Source organism: Cellulomonas sp. GbtcB1 (assembly GCF_019091725.1).
In the GTDB taxonomy this organism is placed as follows: Bacteria; Actinomycetota; Actinomycetes; order Actinomycetales; family Cellulomonadaceae; genus Cellulomonas.
This window is the reverse complement of sequence record NZ_JAGXJG010000021.1, coordinates 15,597-34,798: the sequence shown is the minus strand read 5'-3', so window position 1 is coordinate 34,798 and position 19,202 is coordinate 15,597. Positions and strand designations below refer to the sequence as shown.

Genomic DNA, 19,202 nt, shown 5'->3' with positions numbered 1-19,202 from the left:
GGACCCCCATGTTCAGCCGCACCCGCCGTGCCTGGCGGCGCTTCGCCGAGGCACGTCCCGCCGTCGCGGAGTTCGCCCTGTTCACCGGCATCAGCATGGCCATGACGGTCCTGCAGCTCGCGCTCATGCCCGTGCTCAAGTGGGTGTTCGGCCTGACCCCCCTGGTCGACACCGCGTTCCAGGTGCTCGGGGTCAACACCAACGCCGACGGCAGCACCTTCTTCATCTTCGACTACGCCGCCGGGGCGCTGCCCGAGGGCGGCGGCGGGCTCGCCTACTTCCTGGCCGTGCAGATCACGCTGGCGATCGCGCAGATCATCAACTTCTTCCTGCAGCGCAACGTGACGTTCAAGTCGGACACGAACGTCTGGCGGGCCGCCGCCTGGTACGCGTTCGCGTACGTCGTCATCACGTTCGCCGCCGCGTGGCTGCAGGGCTTCTACAAGGCGCCGATCTACCGCTGGATGATCGACCGCTGGGGCAGCACGGGCGAGGCGGGCGCCGACGTGGTCACGATGATCATCAACGCGCTGATCTCGTTCGTGGTGTTCTTCCCGATCCTCAAGATCATCTTCCGCGACGTCCCGGCGGACCCGGCGGCGCCCGCCACCGCCCCGGCGCGGGCGGGCGCGGGAGCGCGCTGACGCTGTTCTCGCTTATCGCGGTAAGCGAGAACAAGCGCCCCGCTGTTCTCGGTTGTCGCGCCGTCCGGCGTCACACCGCCGTCAGCCGCAGCACCGCCGCCTGCTGCGGCGTGAGCAGCGGCCACGCCAGCCCTGTCTCCGCGAGCGCCCGGCCGGGCAGCACGACGGACCCGCCGCCGACGACCGCGTCCCACCACGCCGGCGCCCCGGCGTCGAGCACCCGCGGCAGGCCCGCCCCGAGGTCCAGGACCTCGACCCGGTAGGACCGCTCGGGGTCCAGGCCCGGCACGCGCGCCGGTGCGGGCCGGGACACCCCGGGCGCCGACAGCGCCACCAGCGCCACGACGGCGGCCGACCGGTCCTCGGCGACGACGCCGTGCACCGCGAGCGCCGGGTCCGCGACGTCCTCCCGCACGACGGTCCCCGCGTGCAGCAGCCCGCGCAGGTTCCGGTAGGCGGCGGCCCAGGTCGCGACCGCGGCGCGCTCGTCCTCGGACGCCCGGGTCAGGTCCCACTCGATCCCGGCGTGGCCGAACAGCGCCGTCGCGAACCGGAAGCCCAGGTCGCTCGACCGCCCGGTCGTGTGCGCACGGGCGTCGCCGAGGTGCGCGCCCAGGTGCTCCGGCGGGACCAGCACCGACGTCCAGCGGTGGATCTCCTGGCGGTCGAGCGGGTCGTTGGTGTCCGACGGCCAGAACCGGTCGACGCGGTCCAGGATCCCGAGGTCGACCCGGCCGCCGCCGGACGCGCAGGACTCGATCTCGACGTCGGGGAACTCCTCCCGGAGGGCGTCGAGCAGCCGGTACAGGGCCTCGGTCTGCCGGTGCGCGGAGCCGCCGAGCAGGTCGCGGTTGTGGTCCCACTTCAGGTACGCGATCGGGTACTCGCGCAGCAGCGCGGCCAGGGCGTCGTGCACGTGCGCCCAGGCACCCGGCTGGGCGAGGTCGAGGACGCGCTGGTGCCGCCACTCCGGCGTCGACGGCCGGCCGAGCACCCACTCGGGGTGCGCCCGGGCCAGGTCGGAGGCGGCGCTGACCATCTCCGGCTCGACCCACAGCCCGAGCTCCATCCCGGCGTCCCGGACGAGCGTGGCGAGCGGGTGGAGGCCCTCGGGCCAGACGGTGGCGTCGACCGTCCAGTCGCCGAGCGAGGTGCGGTCGTCCCGGCGGCCGTGGAACCAGCCGTCGTCGAGCACGAACCGCTCGACGCCGGCCGCTGCGGCGGCGTCCACCAGGCGCGCGAGGGTCGGGAGGTCGTGGTCGAAGTACACGGCCTCCCAGGTGTTGAGCACGAGCGGGCGGGGGCGCAGCGGGCCGCGGCGGCGCCGGTGCCGGCGGTGCAGCCGGTCGCTCGCGCCGTCGATCCCGGCGTCCGACCAGGTGGCGACGAGCCACGGCGTGGCGAGCACCTCCCCCGGCGCCAGCACGACCTCGCCCGGGTCGAGCCGCTCGCCGCCGCCGACGGCCGACGGCCCGAGCGGGTTGCGCTCGGCCCAGAGCCGGCGGTCGCCGCTCCACGCGACGTGCGCGGTCCACACCTCGCCGGACCGGAAGCCGAACCCGGGCGTCCCCGCGGCGAGCAGGTACGCGTCGTCGTGGCCGGGCCGGCCGTGCCGCGCCTCGCGCAGCCACACCCCGTGCCCGGGGGTCAGCCGCTGCGGCCGGCGCTCGTGCGACCACAGGCCGGTGTGGTCGGCGACCTCGCGCGCGCGGTCGGGGACCGGCAGGACGACGTCGAGAGTGCCCACGTTCAGCGGAGTGCCGTCGACGTTCCGCAGCTCGTGCCGGACCGCGAGCACGCCCTCGGGCGACAGCCGCAGCTCGGTGCGCACCTCGAGGCCGGCCTCGGCGTCGCCGACGTCCACCCGCAGCACGTCGTCCCAGTCGACGGTCAGGCGCTCGACGGAGAGCAGCGTGGGGTCGACGTCGAGCCGGCCCGACCGGTGCACGGCGAGCGCCTGCTGGCCCGACCAGCCCTGGGACAGGGTCGGCAGCAGCGAGAGCCGCAGCGGGTCGTCGACCGAGCTCGGCGGCACGGGCGGTACGAGCGCGTCGGCCAGGGCCGCGAGGGCGTCGTCGTCGAGATGCCCGAGGTCGGCACCCCAGTGCAGCACGGCCGGCACCGCGGTGCCGCGGGCGTCGACCAGGAGGCTGACGCCCCCGGCGCGCAGATGGTGGATCATCGGTTCCCTGCTTCGTCGAGGGGACGGCGTTCGCCTCCGTACTCTGCCAGGTCAGGCGCGCCGTCCGGCGACCACGCCCGCCCCGACCAGCGCGAGGCCCGCGGCCAGCGACCCGATCCCGCCGAGGGCCATGTCCCCGATCGTGTCCCGGTACCCCACGTGGATCGAGGCGTCGATGTAGGTGTTCCCGAGGTACTCGCCCACCTCCCACAGCACGCTCAGCCCGAGCCCGAGCGCGGTCGTCACGCCGACCGAGCCCACCCGCGTGCGCCGGGCTGCCGGCAGGACCGGGTCGACGACGGCGCCCGTGGCGCGCGCGACCACCAGGTGCGCAACCGCGGCGATCAGCCCGGTGACGACCAGGTGCATGACGACGTCGAGCCACGAGATCCGCTGGTAGAGGTCGAGCGCCCCGGACCACCCGGCCGCGAGCAGCCCGACCCCGTACGCCGCGTCGAGCCGCGGGTCCGCCCGCACGACCGGCGGCACCACGAGCCCGGCCAGCACGAGCAGCAGCAGCGCCGCCCCGACCGGCCCGTCCACCACCGCCGCGACCACCACGCTCACGACCCCGAGCACCCGGACGGCGCCGCCCGGGCCGCGCAGCAGCAGCGCCACGGCCGCGCGCCGCTGCGTCACGCCGTCGCGTCTGCCGCCGTGCCCTCGCGGCCCTCCGGCTCCGCCGGACCCGACGCCGACGTGGGCGGCGAGCCGAGCCGCGACGCCATGTGCCCGCCGAGGTAGCCGCTGGCACCGAGCACACCGCCGGCCCCGAGCGCGACCGCGACGCCGAGCCCGCGGTGCCCGCGCCGGCGCAGCAGCCAGGAGGTGCCGTAGAGGCCGAGCGCGACGTTGTTGAGGAAGCCGTGCACCGTGCCGACGCGGAGGGTCTTCCGGTCGGAGACGGCCCAGTCCGCGAGGCCGGTGACCGCGGCCGGCACGGCGGACAGGATGCCGAGCCCGAGCAGCCGGTCGGCGGCGCGGCGGCGACCGTCCCCGCCGCCCGGGGTCAGGTCGAGGACGGTCGCGCTCACCCAGAAGCCGATCGGCGCGTCCGTGAGCAGCGGGTGCGCGGCGTGGCCGAGCGGCCGGCCGTGCAGCAGCGACGCGAGCCGCGGGCTGGTGCGCAGCGCCTTGAGGACGACGGGCTGCACCCGGTCGACCGCCTCGTCCAGGGCGGTGGCGCGCTCCAGGCGGCGGGTCGCGGTCAGCAGGGGGCTCTCGTCGGCGTGCACGGTGTCTCCTCGTCGGCCGGGGCGGGGGGCGTCCAGGGGTCGAGCATCACCCCGCCGGGTCGCGACCGCACGGCGGGAGCGCCTCGGGTGCGGTCCGACCAGCCCCGACGCATGCTGGACGCCGCGTCCGGCATCGGCGCGGCCCGCACGCCCCGGCCTGCGTCGTCCCGGCGTGCGCACCGGGGCCGCACCGCACCGGAGGACCCTCGTGACCGTGTCGCCCACCACCGGGACCACGCGGGCGGCCGACGCCGCCGGTGCGGTCCTGCGCGCGCTCGTCGGGGCCGTCGACCGCCTCCGGCCCTCCCCCCGGCCGCTGCACCCGCGCGGCGTCGTCCGGCACGGGACGCTGCTCGTCGACGCCGACGGTGCCCCGGGCGCCCTGGAGCTGGGCGCGCCGCTGGTCGTCCCGGCCGTCGCCCGGGTGTCGCGGGCCGCCGGCCTGCCCGATCCGCTCCCCGACGTGTTCGGCGTGGCGGTGCGGTGGGAGGCGGACGGGCGGACCCAGGACCTGCTGCTGTCCGGGACGGGGCTCGGCCGGCTGACCCGGTTCGTCCTGGTGCCGCGCCGGCGACCGCTCGACGGCCCGCACGGGACGCTGATGCCGTTCCTCGACGGCGAGGGGCGGGCGCTGGTCGTGGCCGCGGTGCCGACGCCCGGCGCACCGCGGGACGGCGGCGTCGACCTGGTGCTCCTGTCCGCGCGACCCGGTGGCCGCTGGCACCGCCTGGGCCGGCTCGTGTGCCCCGCGCGGCCCGGGGACGGGGACGACCCGGACCTGCGGTTCGACCCGGTGCGGCACGTCCCCGGCGCCCTGCGGGTCCCGGGCTGGGCCGCGCGCCTGCGGCTGCCGTCGTACCGGCGCGCCCGCGAGGGCTGAGCCGGCCCCGGCGACAGGCATTGTGCACCGATCGGTTCAGCGTTACGGTGAACTACATGGTTCAGCAACAGCGCCTGGACGAGGTGTTCGCCGCCCTGTCCGACGCGACCCGGCGCGACGTCCTCGTGCGTCTCGGCGACGGCCCGGCCACCATCGGCCAGCTCGCCGAGCCGTACGGCATCACCCTCACCGGCATGACGAAGCACGTGCGGGTGCTCGAGGACGCGGGCCTGGTCGTCACCGAGAAGGTCGGGCGCGCCCGGCAGTGCCGCCTCGGGGCGGAACACCTGGACGACGCGATGTCCTGGATCGGGTTCTACCAGCGGCTCTGGGAGCGCCGGCTGGACGGGCTCGAGGCCTTCTTCACCCTGCAGCGCGGGCGCGCCGACGAGGCGGCCCGCCGGACGCCACCGGAAGGACCCACGCCATGACCACCGACGCCACCGACCTCGAGCTCCGCGCCCAGCGCGTCCTGCCCGCCACCCCGGACGAGGTCTTCGACGCCTACACCGACGCCGAGAAGCAGCGCACCTGGTTCGCGATCCTGGACACGGAGCCGGGCATCGTCGAGATCGAGGTCGACCTGCGGGTCGGCGGGCAGCAGACCGCGGTCTGGGGCCCGAGCCGCGACGAGCTGTTCCGCGAGACCCAGACGTTCCTGGAGATCGACCGCCCGCACCGCCTGGTCACCGACTCGGTCGGCAGCAGCCCGGACGGCGCGACGATGGCGACGCGCGTGGTCGTCACGTTCGAGGCGGTCGACGACGGCACGCTGATGAGCGTCGTGCAGAGCGGCTTCCCGACGCCCGAGATCCGGGACTTCTTCGCCGAGCACGCCTGGGAGGGCGCGTTCGACCGGATCGGCGCGTACCTGTCCCGGGCCTGAGCCGCCGGGCCGGCCGCGACGACGGCGCCCGCCCCGGGGTCGACCTCAGGGGCAGGCGTCGCCCGCGCCGTACCGCAGCCCGTCGACGACCAGGTCGAGCAGCCCGCGCACGCGCTCGGCCCACCGGTCGGAGTCGGGCACGTTCCACACGCCGCCCATCGCGAGCATGACCTGCTCGCCGTCGACGTCGGGGCGGACCGAGCCGTCCGCCCGGCCGGCGGCGAGCAGCTCGTCGATCGCCGCGATGATCCCCGCCTTGGTGTCGGCGAACAGCGACGAGTCCGAGCCCACCGCCGTGCGCAGCGCCGCGCCCATCCCCCGCTTCGTGGCGGCGTACCGGACGAACCGGCCCATCCAGTCGCGCAGCGCCTCCACCGCGGGCCGGTCGTCGTCGAGCAGCGCGGGCGCGGCGTCGCACAGGGCGCTGACCTCCTGGCGGTAGGCCGCCTCGACCAGCGCGCTGCGCTCCGGGAAGTGCCGGTACAGCGTGCCGATCCCCACGCCCGCCTGCTGGGCGATCGACTCCAGCGGGGCGTCGCCGTCCTCGGCCAGCGCGGTCGCGGCGCACTCCAGCAGCCGGGCGCGGTTGCGCGCGGCGTCGGCCCGCAGGGGACGCGGGGCGGGGCGCTCGGCGGGGGCGGACGGGGTGGTCACGGGACTGCTCCTCGGGATTGCTCTTGCGATGCGGAGGCTCCTCCGGTTAGAGTCGAACGCGAAACGGAGGTTCCTCCGTTCCAGGGTACGCCGCCTCCGACGCCCGGTCACCTCCCCGCCCCGCGGGGAGCCGGGCACCGTCGACGCCGGCCCGCGAACCCGCACCACGACCACCCCAGGAGGCCCCCATGGCCAGCACCTTCCACGGCGTGACGTTCGACGCCTACGACGCCCAGGCCGTCGCCCGGTTCTGGGGCGCCGCGCTCGGCCGGGACGTCGCCCCCGGCGCCAGCCCCGAGCACGCCGAGCTGCTCGACCACACCGGCGCGCCGCGCCTCGTCTTCGACCGCGTGCCGTCCGGCGGCGTGGTGCGCAACGCGCTGCACCTCGACCTGGTCACGTCCGACCTCGAGTCCGAGTCCGAGCGGCTCGTCCGCCTCGGCGCGCGCCGGGTCGGCGCCGTCGGCGGCACCGCCCGGTGGGTCAACCTCACGGACCCCGAGGGCAACGCCTTCGCCCTGCTCCCCGCCGCCTGAGCCCGGCCACCGCGCCCGCCACCCGTCCGGGTGACGGGCGCGGTCTCGACGGGCGGCTTTGTCGCATTCGCCCTAGTTTTCGGCGTGCCGCCCCGATGGCGGCCGGATCTGCGCACCACCCGTGCCGAGAACGAGACAGGGGACATGCCATGACGCACCCGTACGGTCAGGACCCGCACCAGCCCGCCGCCTCGACGCCGCCCGCCGCACCGCCCGCAGGCGCAGCCGGCTACGGCGCTCCCGCACCGGTCGGCGCGAGCACCGGCACCCCGGTGCTGTCGATCATCACGTTCGTCCTGTCGGCGATCGCGATCCTGTTCCTGCCGATCGTGTTCGGACTCGCCGGCATCGTCACCGGCATCGTGGCCGTCGTCCGCAAGGAGCGCCTCGGCAAGATCGCGCTGATCGTCGCGATCGTCGCCACGATCATCGGCTTCGCGCTCGGGGCCCTCGTCGTGAGCCAGATGTCCTGACGACCGCGCGCCGGACGCGGCGCGGACCGCTCACCAGCAGGCCCGCACGCGTTCCGGATGCGGACCGCGACCACCCGTGTCACGGTTCTCTCCGTCCGAACGAGTTGTTGGAGGTGCCAGATGGGATTCTTCGCTTTCCTGCTGCTGGGTCTGATCGCGGGGGCTATCGCGAAGGCGATCCTGCCGGGGCGTCAGGCCGGTGGCTGGTTCGTGACGCTGCTGCTCGGCGTGATCGGGGCCCTGCTGGGCGGCTGGCTGGGCAGCGTGCTGTTCAACCGTCCGCTCGAGGACTTCTTCTCGATCCAGACGTGGCTGCTCGCCATCGGCGGCTCGATCATCGTGCTGCTGATCTACGGCGCGCTCACCGGCCGCAAGGGCGCTCGCGCCTGACGCACGGCCGGCCGTGACCCGGTCCGGCGACGGTGGGAGACCGTCGCCGGACCGTTGCCGGACACCAGCCCCGGACGGTGGGAGACCGCCCGGGGCGCCCGGCACGACGAGGGCCCGCACATCCGCACCAGGCGGATGCGCGGGCCCTCGCTGTGTGCCCGGGGGAGATCAGCCCTGGGGCGCCAGGGTGAAGCCCGGGGCGCCGGTCGCCGACGGGTCGGCGTCGAGCGTGAGGTCCGCGAGCGCGGTCGACGTCTCCGGGGAGACGAACACGGTCGCACCGTCGGAGTCGATGACGTCGTCGCCCGGCACGGCCTCCGGGACGAGCGCGAGCTCGAACGAGCCGAGCTGCTGCTGGGACTCGGCGATGCGCAGACCGCCCGAGTCGGGGAGCCCCGCGCGGGTGGTGAGGTCGCGGACGGCGGTGCTGGCGTTCTCGGTCAGGGTGAGCACGGGTGCTCCTCTCGTGGCCGGTGGCGGTCGTGACGCCGGGGCGCCGCGACCATCGGACCCTTCCACCGTCGGCGGGTCGTCGCCGGGACGCAACCGCGCGTCCGCTGGGCAAGACCGCGCGCGTCCGCTGCGCGGAGCCCGCTGGACACCCGCGCCGCGATCCCGCACCCTCCTCCCCCTCCACCCTCCGCACGCCCCGCAACCCCGCTCGCCGAGATGGCAACTCTCGGCTGCGCGGACGTGGTTGCACACAGCCGAGAGTTGCCATCTCGGCGGGGCACGGGGCGCGGGGCGCGCGGGGGGGGTCAGCGGGTGGGGCGGTCGCGGGGGTCGATCGGGGCGCTGCGGACCGAGCGGCGCGTCGGCGGCGCTGGAGTGTCGTCGGTCGGAGCGGCCGAGGCGGCCTCGGTGGTGGCCGGGGTGGCCGGGGTGACCGGGGGGTCCGCCGGCGCAGCCGGGGACGCGGGGACCGCGGGCTGGACCTGGGTCTCGCCGGTCTGGCCGGTCGGCGTCCGGTCCGCGCCGTAGGCGGGCAGGATCATCGTCCCGGACTCCCCCGGTGCCGGCGACGCGGACCCGTCGGGTCGCTCCGCGGCGGCCGTGGGCGTCGTCGCGGCCGGGGTCCCGGGCGGCAGGGTCTCGGGTCCCGGCGCCGGAGCGACGACGCCGGAGGACCCGGTCGTCCCCGCGGCCGACGCCTCGACGCCCGAGCCGGTCGCCGCCCCGGACGGCGCCCCCGCCGCCGCGGCGACCGTCGTCCCCGTCCCGGACCCGCTCCCGGGCGCCGGCGCCACCGGCACCGCGTCGGGCGTCCCGGCGCCGCCCGCGGCGGCTGCGGCCTGCGGCACCGCGTCCGTCCCGGGCGCCGGCACGACGTCGACCTTGCGTCCGCCCGAGGACCGTCCTGCGGTGACCTCCGCCTCCTGCCGGGCCTCCGCGGCGTGCTCCTCACGCTCGGCGATCACGTCCTCGCCCGGGCCGGCGAACGACCCCGCGCGCTGCATCGCCTCCACGCTGCCGGTGAACAGCCGGGCGTCGAGCTGCCCGGTCTCGGTCGCCGGCTCGACGACCGCGTGCGCGCCGGTGCGCGGCCGCCGGGACGGCGCGGGCGCGGGCTCGACGACCGGCAGCGGCGTGCCCTTCGTCGTCTCGATGCGGGTGCGGGGCAGCCCCTGCGGGGCGTTCCGCTGCAGGTAGGACACCAGGCCCTCGCGCAGGTAGCAGCGCAGGTCGAACAGGGTCGGGGCGTCCACGGCGCTCGCCAGGGCGCGCAGCCGGACGACCCCGCCGACGGCGTCCGTGACCTGGAGGATGCCGACCCGGTGGTCCCACAGGTCGGTGTCGGCGAGCAGCCGGTTGAGCTCGGCGCGCAGCTCGTCCACCGGCACCTGCCAGTCGACGTCGATCTCGACGGTGCCCAGCAGCTCGGCGGCGCGCCGGGTCCAGTTCTCGAAGGGCGTCTGCGTGAAGTAGGTCGACGGCAGGATGAGCCGGCGGTCGTCCCAGATGTGCACGACCACGTAGGTGAGGGTGATCTCCTCGATCCGGCCCCACTGCTGCTCGACGATGACGACGTCGTCGACCCGGATGCCGTCCGTGAACGCGATCTGCAGCCCGGCGAACACGTTCGCCAGGGAGCTCTGCGCCGCGAGACCGGCGACGACGGACAGCAGACCGGCGGACGCCAGCAGGCTCGCGCCGAACGCCGAGACGCCCGGGAAGGTCAGCAGCACCGCGGCGACGCCGACGACGACCAGCACCGCGACCGTGATGCGGCGGAGCAGCTGGACCTGCGTGCGCACCCGGCGGGCGTGCCGGTTGTCCTTCACGTCGACCCGGTAGCGCTGCAGCGCGAGGTCCTCGACGACGAACGCCAGCGTGCCGACGAGCCAGGTCGCCGCGGCGATCAGCGCGATGAGCAGCACGTGCCCGATCGCCCGCATCCACGAGGTCTCCCAGTCGGCGTCGGACACGGAGATGGCCAGCGCCACCCAGACCGCGATGACGATGAGCACCGCCCGCAGCGGGCGCTTGGACCGGCGGGCCAGGTCGGCGGCGAGGGCGGACCGCTTCGCGACGGTGCGGACGAGGGCGCCGATGAGCACCGCGACCAGGAGGGCGACGACCACGGCGCCGGCCACCCAGAGCACGGGGACGAGGACGTCGCGGGCGGTGTCGACGGCCTCCTCGGTCGTCGCGGCGGGCACGGAGAGCGGTGTTGCTGCACGGATCACGCGAGCCATCGAACACGCCCGGTCGCGCCGTCACCACCCGTGGCCGGGCGCTCCGCCGACCCTGCGCACGACCTGCACACCGCGCGGGGCCGCCCGGGATGCCGCCCGCTCCGGTCGCACCGCGCGTCGCCGCACGTCAGCATGGGTCGGGACGACCCCGAGCCCAGGAGGACGCCGTGCCGACCAGCCGCAACCCCCGCGTGTGCGTGCTCGCCCCGACGCCGATCCTCACGGTCACGCTGGAGACCGGCTCCGACGACGAGACCCCGGAGCTGCACGTGCACTCCGGCGGCCAGGGCCTGTGGGTGGCGCGGATGGCGTACTCGCTCGGCGCGGAGGTCGTGGTGTGCGGGCCGTTCGGCGGCGAGACCGGCACCGTGCTCGGGCACCTCGCGGAGACCGAGAACCTGCGGGTGCGGCGGGTGTCGTACGCGGGCGGCAACGGCGCCTACCTGCACGACCGGCGCGGCGGGGAGCGCACCGAGCTCGCGTTCATGCCGCCGGCGCGGCTGGACCGGCACGAGATCGACGACCTGTACGGCACGATCCTCGTCGAGGCCCTGGACGCGGACGTCTGCGTGATCACGGGCGCGTACCCGTCGCCGCTGCTGCCGGCGTCGTTCTTCGGCCGGCTGATCGGCGACCTGCGGGCCGCGGGCGTGAAGACGGTCGCCGACCTGTCGGGCAAGGCCGCCGTCGAGGCCGCGAGGGCCGGCGTGGACGTGCTGAAGATGTCGCACGAGGAGCTGCTCGAGGCCGGGCTCGCGGAGGACGGCTCGGTGGACTCGCTGCGCGAGGGCGCCCGGCGGCTGCTGCGCCCGGAGCCGGGGCTGCCCGAGGGCCACGGGGACGAGTTCCCCGACGACCCCATCGACGTGGACGCGGAGGCGCCCGGGCAGGTCGGGGCGATGGTGGTGTCCCGCGCCGCCGACCCGGCGCTGCTGGTGACCGCGTCGGGCGTCTCGGAGGTCGTGGCGCCGTCGGTGACGACGGTCGACCACCGCGGCGCGGGCGACTCCATGACCGCCGGCATGGCGGTCGGCGTCGGGCGCGGGCTCCGGCTGACCGAGGCGGCGCGGCTCGGCGCCGCGGCGGGCGCCCTGAACGTCACGCGGCGCGGGCTGGGCACCGGCCACCGCGAGCAGATCGAGCGGTTCGCCGAGCAGATCGTGGTGCGGGAGGTCGGCTGACCGCCGGCACGGACGACGGACGACCCCCGGTGCGGCCGGGGACGAGGAGGAGCGACCATGCGCGTCCTGGTGACGAACGACGACGGGATCGAGTCCGAGGGGCTGGCCGTCCTGGCCCGCGCGGCGCTGGCCGCCGGCGCGGACGAGGTGGTGGTCGCGGCGCCCGCGCGGGACTCGTCCGGCGCGAGCGCCTCGCTGCTCGGCGCCGAGCACGACGGGCGGCTGGTGGTCGACCGCAAGGACGCCCCCGGCCTGCCCGACGGCGTCGACTCGTTCGCGGTCCGGGCGGCCCCGGCGCTGATCGCGTTCGTCGCGGCGCACGGCGGGTTCGGCCCGGAGCCGGACCTGCTGCTGTCCGGCGTGAACCGCGGCGCCAACACCGGGCACGCCGTGCTGCACTCCGGCACGGTCGGCGCCGCGCTGTCGGCGGCCACGCACGGCATCCGCGGGCTCGCGGTGTCGCTCGGCGACGCCCGGCCGCAGCACTGGGCCACCGCCGAGGCGTACACCACGCACGTGCTCCGCTGGATGCTCGACCAGCCGCAGCAGCGCGACCGGGTGGTGAACCTCAACGTCCCCGACCGCCCGCTCGCCGAGGTGCGCGGGCTGCGCCGGGCGCCGCTCGCCGCGTTCGGCGCGGTGCAGGCGCGGGTGCACGAGGTCGAGCACGGCAACCTCATGCTCACGTACTCCGAGCTGGCCGCGTCGCAGGAGTCGGAGACCGACGCGGGCCTGCTCCTGCGCGGCTGGGCGACGGTGACGCTGCTGCACGCGCCGGCGTTCGAGGCGGACGCGCCCCTCCCGGAGCTGCACGCACCGCTGGGGCCCGGGGTCTGACCCGCGGGCTAGGTGGTGAGCGCGATCGCGATCAGCAGCATCGTCACGAGGAACCCGACGACGAGGTTGAGCCACAGGAACGTCCACCACCCGGCGTTGGCCCGCTCGCAGTCCTCGTCCCGCACGGACCAGAAGCGCGCGGTGCTCGCGGCGTAGACGAGGGGCAGCACCGCGGCGAGCCACCCCGGCCACGGCAGCACCAGCAGCACGGCGGCGGCCAGCACGTACGCGCCCGTCGCGAGCACGACGGTCGCGTGCGCGCCGAGCACCGTCGCGACCGAGCCGATCCCGCCCTCGCGGTCGGCCCGCACGTCCTGCACGGCGCCGAACGCGTGCGACGCCATGCCCCACAGCACGAACGCCACCAGCACCGGCCACACCGACCGGGACCCGAGGTCGGCCCCGACGAGCACCAGCGCGTAGAGCAGCGGACCGACGAAGTGCATCGCGGAGGTCGCCGAGTCGAGGACCGGGCGCTCCTTGAACCGCAGCACCGGCGCCGAGTACGCGACGACGAGGAACACCACCAGCAGCAGCGTCAGCCCGGCCGCGAGGGACCCGACCGCGAGCAGGTAGACCAGGAAGGGCAGCACCGACAGCGCGCTCGCCCACAGGATCCGCCGGTGCACGACCCGCGCCACCGCCGGGTCGGCGAGCGCCCCCTCGATGCCGCCCTTGCGCGGGTTCTGCAGGTCGGAGGCGTAGTCGAACACGTCGTTCACGCCGTACATGAGCAGGTTGTACGGGATCAGGAAGAACAGCGTCCCGATGACGAACGTGAGGTCGACCCGCCCGTCGGTCGCCAGCAGGTAGCCGGCGGCGAACGGGTAGGCGGTGTTGATCCACGAGAACGGCCGCGAGGCCGCGAGCACCTGCCTCACGCGACGTCCCCCGGGGCCCCGGCGCCGGGCGCCGCCGACGCGCGCGCCGCGGACCGGCGCTCCAGCACGGTCCACAGCACCGGCATCGCCAGCGCGGCGACGACGGCGTAGAAGAAGTCCTCCAGCGGAGCCCCCCACAGGTAGACGCCGAGGATCTTGTCGGCGTCGAAGACGTACAGGTCGGCCGCGATCATCAGGGTGTCGAACACCATGGTGAGCACGCACAGCACGAGCGCGGCGCCGGCGACGGGCCCGAGGCGCAGCCCGCGCAGCACCCGCCAGGACACCGCGACGACCGCGGCGAGCACGAGCACGTTGAGCACGATGTTGGTCACCGGGCCGCCTCCCCCGCGGCACCGGCGGGCCCGGCGGCCCGCGTCCGCCGCCACGCCAGCGCCCGGTCGATCCCGCGCCAGGCCAGGAGCGCGTTGTAGCAGAGCAGCGTGAGGAACACAGCCTCCTCGACCGGGAGGTCCGGCGCCAGCAGCAGGCCGGTCATGTGCGGGCTCTCGCCGCGCGCGAAGATCCCGAGCAGCAGCCCCGCGACGTCCCAGAGCAGGAAGCCGACGACGCCGATCCCGACGCACAGCGCGGCGCGCCGCGGGGCGTCCCAGAACGCGAGGCGCCACCGGCGGTCGATCAGGGCGAGGCCCCCCAGCGCGAGCAGCAGCGCGCCGAGGTACGCGAACCGGATCACCGCGCCCCCGCCGGGACGGCGTCGGTCCAGGCGCCGCGCCGCCGGGCGGCGTCGAGGTAGCCGCTGCGCAGCGGCGTGGGCAGCGGGCTGGGCGAGGTCTCGCCGAGCAGCCGCTTGGCGACCAGCTCGGCGCTGATGAGGCACATCGGCAGCCCGACGCCGGGGACGGTGCCGCCGCCGACGTGCAGCAGGTTCGGCACCCGCGGCGACCGGTCGCCCGGCCGGAACATCGCGCTCTGGCGCAGCGTGTGCTCCATGCCGAGCGCGGTCCCGCGCCATGCGGAGAAGTCGCGCGCGAAGTCGGCGGGGCCGACGACCTTCCGGGTGACGACCCGGGCGCGCAGGTCCGGCACGCCGGCCCAGCGCGCGACCTGGTCGAGGTACCGGTCGGCGTACGAGTCGAGCTCGGCGGCCCCGGCCGGGCCGGCGCCGATCGACGCGTCCGCCGGGAACGGCACCAGCACGAACAGGTTCTCGTGGCCCTCCGGCGCGGCGGACGGGTCCGTGGCCGTGGTGCGCGAGACGTACAGCGAGGCGGAGTCCGGGACCCGGAGGTCTTCCGGGCGCGACGAGCGCCCGGGACCGAGGATCGCGTCGAAGTTGCCCGGCCAGTCGCGCGTGAAGAACAGCGAGTGGTGCGCCAGCTCGGGGAGCGCGCCGCGCACCCCCGCCATGACGAGCAGCGCGGAGATGCCCGGGCCCCGGTCCTGCCACCAGGCCTCGGGCAGCGTGCGGTGCTCGGGCGCGAGCAGCGCGGTCTCGGTGTGGAACAGGTCGGCGCCGGACACCACGACGTCCGCGGGGACGACCTCGCCGGACGCCAGGCGCACGCCGCGGGCGACGCCGGTGCGCCGCGGGTGCCGGGCCGAGCGCCCCGCGCCGTCGACCTCGACCGCGACGACGTCGGAGCCGGTCCGGATCGTCACGCCCTCCTTGACGGCGAGCCGCTCGATCGCCTCGATGAGCGTGTACATGCCGCCGCGCGGGTACCGGACGCCGTCGACGAGGTCCAGGTGGCTCATCAGCGAGTACAGCGCGGGCACCCGGTACGGGGACGAGCCGAGGAACACCGCGTGGTAGCCGAGCACCTGGCGCAGCACCGGGTGGTCGGTCGTCGCGGCGACCTTGTCCGCCAGCGACCGGGTCAGCAGCGACGCCAGCGTCCCGGAGCGCCGCGCGACGTCCCCGGTGATCGCGCGGTCCGGCCGCTCGAACGTCGTGTAGAGGAAGTGGTCCAGCGCCGTGCGGTACGCGTCCGTCGACTCCGCGGTGTACCGGCGGAACGCCTCGCCCGCCCCGGGCTCCATGGCCTCGAACGTCGCCCAGTTCGCCTCGGGGTCGCCGACGACGTCGAACGGCTCGGACGCCGCTCCCGGACCCGCCGCCGCGTCGGGCTCGGGGAACAGCCGGTAGGCCGGGTCGAGCCGCACGAGGTCGACGTGGTCCTCGACCCGCTCTCCGAGCAGCGCGAAGAAGTGGTCGAACACCTCCGGCATGAAGTACCAGGACGGCCCGGTGTCGAACCGGAACCCGTCCTGCTCCCAGGTGCCGGTACGGCCGCCCACCCGGTCGTGCCGCTCCAGCAGCGTGACGTCCGCGCCGCCCCGCGCGAGCAGGGCCGCGGTCGCGAGGCCGCCGATCCCGCCGCCGACCACGACCACCCGACCCGTCACGCCGCACCTCCGTCGTCTCGTCCGTCCCGGGCACCCGAGCCCGAGCTCCCGCGCCCGCCGCGCGACCGCGCCGCGTCCACCGCCTCGCCCGCCAGCGTCCGGGCCAGCACCGCCACCTTCCGGGGCGTGCTCACCCGCACCCGCGTCGCCAGCACCCGCTCGGGGGGCGTCGCAGCCAGGTCGGCCAGCAGCGTGTCGTAGAGCGCCAGCGTCGCCGACACCGCCGCGCGCGCACGCCGGGGCAGCCGCGGGAGCGCCGCGCGGGCCCGCGCGAGGTCGGCGCCGATCTCGTCGAGGATGTCCGCGAGCTGCCCGTCGGTGGGTCCCTCGGGACCGACGCCGGGGAAGTACAGCCGGCCGAGCTCGCCGGAGTCGGCGCCGAGGTCGCGCAGGAAGTTGATCTTCTGGAACGCGGCGCCGAGCGCCCGCGCCCCGTCGACCGTGGGCCCGTCGGGCCGGCGCACCGGCTCGCCCGGCGCGCGGTCCGCGTTGAGGAACACCTGCAGGCACATGAGGCCCACGACCTCGGCCGACCCGTAGACGTACCGGAGGTAGGACTCGCGGTCGTGCACCCGGACGGTGAGGTCGGCGCGCATGGACGCGAAGAACGGGTCGACCTCGGCCGCGCCGATCCCGGTGCGGCGCGCGGTGCGCGCGAACGCGTGCACGACGAGGTTGGTCGAGTACCCCGACGCCATCGCGCGGGCGGTCTGCGCCTCGAGCTCGTCGAGCAGCGCCGCCGCGTCGTCGCCGCCGCGGGTGTCCACCACCTCGTCGGCGATCCGGACCAGGGCGTACACGGCCTCGATGTCCCGGCGGGCACGCGGGCCGAGCAGCCGGGTGCCCAGCCCGAACGACGTCGAGTACCCCGCGAGGACGGCGCGGCTGGCCCGGGCGGCGGTGCGGTCGTACAGCGCGGCCGACGCGGCCCGCACGGGGAGCCGGGTCGCGGTCACCCGGCCACCCCGGCGGTCGCGTCCACCAGGTCGACGAGGTAGCCGGCCAGCGGCTCGGGCAGCCCCCCCGCCGCGGTCGTCCGCGCGGTGCGCACGGCGTCCGCCCGCACCAGACGCGCCTCCGCCAGCGCCCCCGACGCCGCGATGACGTCCCGGACGCGCGCGGCGTCGCCCTCGGTGAGGTCGGGCCGGCCCACGGTCGCGTCCAGCACCGCCCGCTGCGCGTCGTCCGCGCGCAGGTAGGCCAGCCGCAGCAGCTCGGTCCGCTTGCCCTCGCGCAGGTCCGAGAGCACCGACTTGCCGGTCGTCGCGGGGTCGCCGAACACGCCCAGCTCGTCGTCGAGCAGCTGGAACGCGACGCCGAACGCGGTGCCGAACCGGTCGAGCACGCCGAGCACCCGGTCGTCGGCGCCGGCCAGCACCGCGCCGGCTGCGAGCGGCGTGCAGCAGGAGTAGACGGAGGTCTTGAGCTCCGCGACGCGCAGCGCGTCGACGGCGGTGGGCCCGTGCAGCGCGCCGGTGACGTCGAGCAGCTCCCCCGCCACCGTCGTGTCGACGGCGCGGGCGAGCGACCGCACGACCCGCAGCGCGGTGGCGGCCGGGACCGGCGCCGACGCGACGAGGTCGAACGCCGCCGCGATCGCGAGGTCGCCGCCCAGCAGCCCGGCCGCGAGCACCGGGTCGTCGGCCGCCGGGCCCGCGACGCCGCGCGCGGCGAGCCGCCGCCGGACCGTGCCGGTGACGTTCGGGCGTCCGCGGCGGGTGTCGTCGTGGTCGAGGACGTCGTCGTGCACGAGCATCGCGGTGTGCAGGACCTCCTGCGCCGCGGCGACCGGGGCGACGGCCGCGAGGTCGGTGCCGCCCAGGCCCAGGTACGCGGCCACCGTCAGCCGCGGGCGCATGAGCCGGCCGCCGCCGATCTGCTCGCCGACCGCGCGCCACAGGGCGGCGTGCTCGGCGGCCAGCTCCCGCGCGCGCGACCGGCGTGCGGCGGCGTCGTCCACGAGCAGCAGCCGGACGGCGGCGACGCCGTCCTCGACGCGGGCGGCGAGGCCCGGCTCGTCGGTGGTCGTGGCCGCCGCGCTCACGTGCGGGCGGCTGCCCGCGCGGGCGCGCGGCGGGGCGTCGGCGACCAGACCGCCGACTCCCTCCGCTCGGGTGCGGGCACTGCGCACGCGTCCTCCCCAGGCTCGAGTGGATGCTCAGCATACTGAGCATCTCGCGCGCCGCCACCGGAGCGCCGGGCACGGCGCCGGTCGCCGCGACCGCCCACCGGCGGCCTGCGGTGCACTCTGCCTCATCGGGACCGGATGCACGACCCCTCGGGCCGGGCGCGCCGCGGCGGGCCGGCGGCCCGCCCGCCCGCTTCACCTCCGCACCGAACACAAACCACCGCTTCCGCGCAGAAAGCACCACCGGGACGCGCTAGGGTGGTCGCATGACGTGGCTGGTCACCGGAGGCGCTGGGTACATCGGCTCGCACGTGGTGCGGGCGTTCGGGCAGGTGGGCATCGGGGCCGTGGTCCTCGACGACCTGTCCTCGGGGCACCGGGGCTTCGTCCCCGACGACGTGCCGTTCGTGGAGGGCTCGGTCCTCGACACCGACCTGGTCACCGCGACGCTCCGCGAGCACGACGTCACCGGCGTCGTGCACCTGGCCGGGTTCAAGTACGCCGGCGTCTCGGTGCAGCGCCCGCTGCACACCTACGACCAGAACGTCACCGGCACCGCGCGGCTGCTCGAGGCGATGGCCGCCGCCGACGTCCGGCGGATCGTGTTCTCGTCCAGCGCCGCCGTGTACGGCACCCCCGACGTCGACCTGGTCACCGAGGACACCCCGACGGCGCCCGAGTCGCCCTACGGCGAGTCGAAGCTCATCGGGGAGTGGCTGCTCCGGGACCAGGGCCGGGCGACCGAGCTCGCGCACACCTCGCTGCGCTACTTCAACGTCGTCGGGTCGGGCACGCCCGAGCTGTCCGACACCAGCCCGCACAACCTGTTCCCGCTCGTGCTGGACGCGCTCGCCGCGGGCCGCACCCCGCGGATCAACGGCGACGACTACGACACCCCCGACGGCACCTGCGTGCGCGACTACGTGCACGTCGCCGACCTGGCCACCTCGCACGTCGCCGCAGCGCGCGCGCTGGACGAGGGCCGGGAGCTGCAGCGGGTCTACAACCTCGGCTCCGGGGACGGCGTCTCCGTGCGGGAGATCATGTCCGCGATGGCGGAGGGCACGGGCATCGCGTTCGAGCCCGAGGTCGCCCCCCGGCGGCCGGGCGACCCGGCGCGGATCGTCGCGTCGGGCGAGGCCGCGGCCCGCGACCTCGACTGGGTCATGCGGCACACGCTGACCGAGATGGTCACCAGCGCGTGGCAGGCGCGGCAGGCCCGCTGACGG

Annotated in this window: 22 protein-coding genes; 10 read left to right on the top strand and 12 right to left on the bottom strand. The window is 76.2% G+C overall.

The features are described from left to right. Window positions 1-8 precede the first annotated feature (8 nt). On the top strand, window positions 9-644 hold the full coding sequence (locus KVT14_RS09680; RefSeq protein WP_217615469.1) for a hypothetical protein: 636 nt from the start codon (window positions 9-11) through the stop codon (window positions 642-644). Window positions 645-714: 70 nt separating this feature from the next. Here the strand turns inward: KVT14_RS09680 and KVT14_RS09675 are convergent, their stop codons facing one another. The 3 genes from KVT14_RS09675 to KVT14_RS09665 are packed head-to-tail and all read right to left on the bottom strand — an operon-like array spanning window position 715 to window position 4,061. After that, window positions 715-2,826 carry an alpha-galactosidase gene (locus KVT14_RS09675; protein WP_217615468.1) on the bottom strand — a complete coding sequence of 704 codons (2,112 nt, stop codon included), beginning with the start codon at window positions 2,824-2,826 and terminating at the stop codon, window positions 715-717. A gap of 51 nt (window positions 2,827-2,877) precedes the next feature. Continuing rightward, on the bottom strand, window positions 2,878-3,465 hold the full coding sequence (locus KVT14_RS09670) for a hypothetical protein (protein WP_217615467.1): 588 nt from the start codon (window positions 3,463-3,465) through the stop codon (window positions 2,878-2,880). Next, window positions 3,462-4,061 carry a DUF2231 domain-containing protein gene (locus KVT14_RS09665; RefSeq protein ID WP_308160995.1) on the bottom strand — a complete coding sequence of 200 codons (600 nt, stop codon included), beginning with the start codon at window positions 4,059-4,061 and terminating at the stop codon, window positions 3,462-3,464. The genes KVT14_RS09670 and KVT14_RS09665 overlap by 4 nt, the downstream gene beginning before the upstream one ends. A gap of 214 nt (window positions 4,062-4,275) precedes the next feature. Here KVT14_RS09665 and KVT14_RS09660 point away from each other — a divergent pair, with 214 nt between their 5' ends. From KVT14_RS09660 to KVT14_RS09650, 3 genes are read left to right on the top strand one after another with little or no spacing between them, the layout of a single operon-like run. Next, window positions 4,276-4,941: a hypothetical protein gene (locus tag KVT14_RS09660; protein WP_217615466.1), complete on the top strand. Its 666-nt coding sequence runs from the start codon at window positions 4,276-4,278 to the stop codon at window positions 4,939-4,941. Window positions 4,942-4,997: 56 nt separating this feature from the next. Continuing rightward, window positions 4,998-5,372: a helix-turn-helix transcriptional regulator gene (locus KVT14_RS09655; protein WP_217615465.1), complete on the top strand. Its 375-nt coding sequence runs from the start codon at window positions 4,998-5,000 to the stop codon at window positions 5,370-5,372. Next, window positions 5,369-5,827, top strand: coding sequence for an SRPBCC domain-containing protein (locus tag KVT14_RS09650; RefSeq protein WP_217615464.1), 459 nt, complete (start codon window positions 5,369-5,371; stop codon window positions 5,825-5,827). Before KVT14_RS09655 ends, KVT14_RS09650 begins: the two co-directional genes overlap by 4 nt. 45 nt (window positions 5,828-5,872) lie before the next feature. Here the strand turns inward: KVT14_RS09650 and KVT14_RS09645 are convergent, their stop codons facing one another. Then, complete coding sequence (locus KVT14_RS09645; RefSeq protein ID WP_217615463.1) at window positions 5,873-6,481, bottom strand: TetR/AcrR family transcriptional regulator; 609 nt, start codon at window positions 6,479-6,481, stop codon at window positions 5,873-5,875. 188 nt (window positions 6,482-6,669) lie between these two features. Between KVT14_RS09645 and KVT14_RS09640 the strand changes: the two genes are divergently transcribed. The 3 genes from KVT14_RS09640 to KVT14_RS09630 all read left to right on the top strand — a co-directional run bounded on the left by KVT14_RS09640 (window position 6,670) and on the right by KVT14_RS09630 (window position 7,880). Beyond that, window positions 6,670-7,017, top strand: a complete 348-nt coding sequence (locus KVT14_RS09640; protein ID WP_217615462.1) for a VOC family protein — start codon at window positions 6,670-6,672, stop codon at window positions 7,015-7,017. Between the two features lie 149 nt (window positions 7,018-7,166). Then, window positions 7,167-7,490 carry a hypothetical protein gene (locus tag KVT14_RS09635; protein WP_147794528.1) on the top strand — a complete coding sequence of 108 codons (324 nt, stop codon included), beginning with the start codon at window positions 7,167-7,169 and terminating at the stop codon, window positions 7,488-7,490. Between the two features lie 120 nt (window positions 7,491-7,610). Then, the gene (locus KVT14_RS09630; RefSeq protein WP_147794529.1) at window positions 7,611-7,880 is read left to right on the top strand and encodes a GlsB/YeaQ/YmgE family stress response membrane protein; all 270 of its coding nucleotides are present in this window, start codon (window positions 7,611-7,613) and stop codon (window positions 7,878-7,880) included. Between the two features lie 168 nt (window positions 7,881-8,048). Here KVT14_RS09630 and KVT14_RS09625 read toward each other — a convergent pair whose 3' ends face one another. Further along, the gene (locus KVT14_RS09625) at window positions 8,049-8,333 is read right to left on the bottom strand and encodes an adhesin (RefSeq protein ID WP_217615461.1); all 285 of its coding nucleotides are present in this window, start codon (window positions 8,331-8,333) and stop codon (window positions 8,049-8,051) included. Window positions 8,334-8,638: 305 nt separating this feature from the next. Continuing rightward, on the bottom strand, window positions 8,639-10,567 hold the full coding sequence (locus KVT14_RS09620) for a mechanosensitive ion channel domain-containing protein (RefSeq protein WP_308160994.1): 1,929 nt from the start codon (window positions 10,565-10,567) through the stop codon (window positions 8,639-8,641). Window positions 10,568-10,743: 176 nt separating this feature from the next. On the opposite strand from KVT14_RS09620, the gene KVT14_RS09615 reads away from it, so the two are divergent. Both KVT14_RS09615 and surE read left to right on the top strand, forming a co-directional pair. After that, window positions 10,744-11,757, top strand: a complete 1,014-nt coding sequence (locus KVT14_RS09615; protein WP_308160993.1) for a PfkB family carbohydrate kinase — start codon at window positions 10,744-10,746, stop codon at window positions 11,755-11,757. A 57-nt stretch (window positions 11,758-11,814) separates the two neighbouring features. Continuing rightward, window positions 11,815-12,594 (top strand): 5'/3'-nucleotidase SurE, encoded by a 780-nt coding sequence (gene surE, locus KVT14_RS09610; RefSeq protein ID WP_217615458.1) that lies wholly within the window; start codon window positions 11,815-11,817, stop codon window positions 12,592-12,594. A gap of 8 nt (window positions 12,595-12,602) precedes the next feature. Here surE and KVT14_RS09605 read toward each other — a convergent pair whose 3' ends face one another. The 6 genes from KVT14_RS09605 to KVT14_RS09580 are packed head-to-tail and all read right to left on the bottom strand — an operon-like array spanning window position 12,603 to window position 17,976. Next, window positions 12,603-13,475, bottom strand: a complete 873-nt coding sequence (locus KVT14_RS09605; protein ID WP_217615457.1) for a prenyltransferase — start codon at window positions 13,473-13,475, stop codon at window positions 12,603-12,605. Then, window positions 13,472-13,810 carry a lycopene cyclase domain-containing protein gene (locus KVT14_RS09600; protein WP_217615456.1) on the bottom strand — a complete coding sequence of 113 codons (339 nt, stop codon included), beginning with the start codon at window positions 13,808-13,810 and terminating at the stop codon, window positions 13,472-13,474. The genes KVT14_RS09605 and KVT14_RS09600 overlap by 4 nt, the downstream gene beginning before the upstream one ends. Beyond that, window positions 13,807-14,172, bottom strand: a complete 366-nt coding sequence (locus KVT14_RS09595) for a lycopene cyclase domain-containing protein (protein WP_308160992.1) — start codon at window positions 14,170-14,172, stop codon at window positions 13,807-13,809. The genes KVT14_RS09600 and KVT14_RS09595 overlap by 4 nt, the downstream gene beginning before the upstream one ends. Next, window positions 14,169-15,845 carry a phytoene desaturase family protein gene (crtI, locus tag KVT14_RS09590; RefSeq protein WP_217615455.1) on the bottom strand — a complete coding sequence of 559 codons (1,677 nt, stop codon included), beginning with the start codon at window positions 15,843-15,845 and terminating at the stop codon, window positions 14,169-14,171. Before crtI ends, KVT14_RS09595 begins: the two co-directional genes overlap by 4 nt. Next, window positions 15,842-16,801 (bottom strand): squalene/phytoene synthase family protein, encoded by a 960-nt coding sequence (locus KVT14_RS09585; protein ID WP_217615454.1) that lies wholly within the window; start codon window positions 16,799-16,801, stop codon window positions 15,842-15,844. The genes crtI and KVT14_RS09585 overlap by 4 nt, the downstream gene beginning before the upstream one ends. Then, the gene (locus tag KVT14_RS09580) at window positions 16,798-17,976 is read right to left on the bottom strand and encodes a polyprenyl synthetase family protein (protein ID WP_217615453.1); all 1,179 of its coding nucleotides are present in this window, start codon (window positions 17,974-17,976) and stop codon (window positions 16,798-16,800) included. The genes KVT14_RS09585 and KVT14_RS09580 overlap by 4 nt, the downstream gene beginning before the upstream one ends. A 263-nt stretch (window positions 17,977-18,239) precedes the next feature. On the opposite strand from KVT14_RS09580, the gene galE reads away from it, so the two are divergent. Further along, the gene (gene galE / locus KVT14_RS09575; RefSeq protein ID WP_217615452.1) at window positions 18,240-19,199 is read left to right on the top strand and encodes a UDP-glucose 4-epimerase GalE; all 960 of its coding nucleotides are present in this window, start codon (window positions 18,240-18,242) and stop codon (window positions 19,197-19,199) included. The last annotated feature ends 3 nt before the right edge of the window (window positions 19,200-19,202 follow it).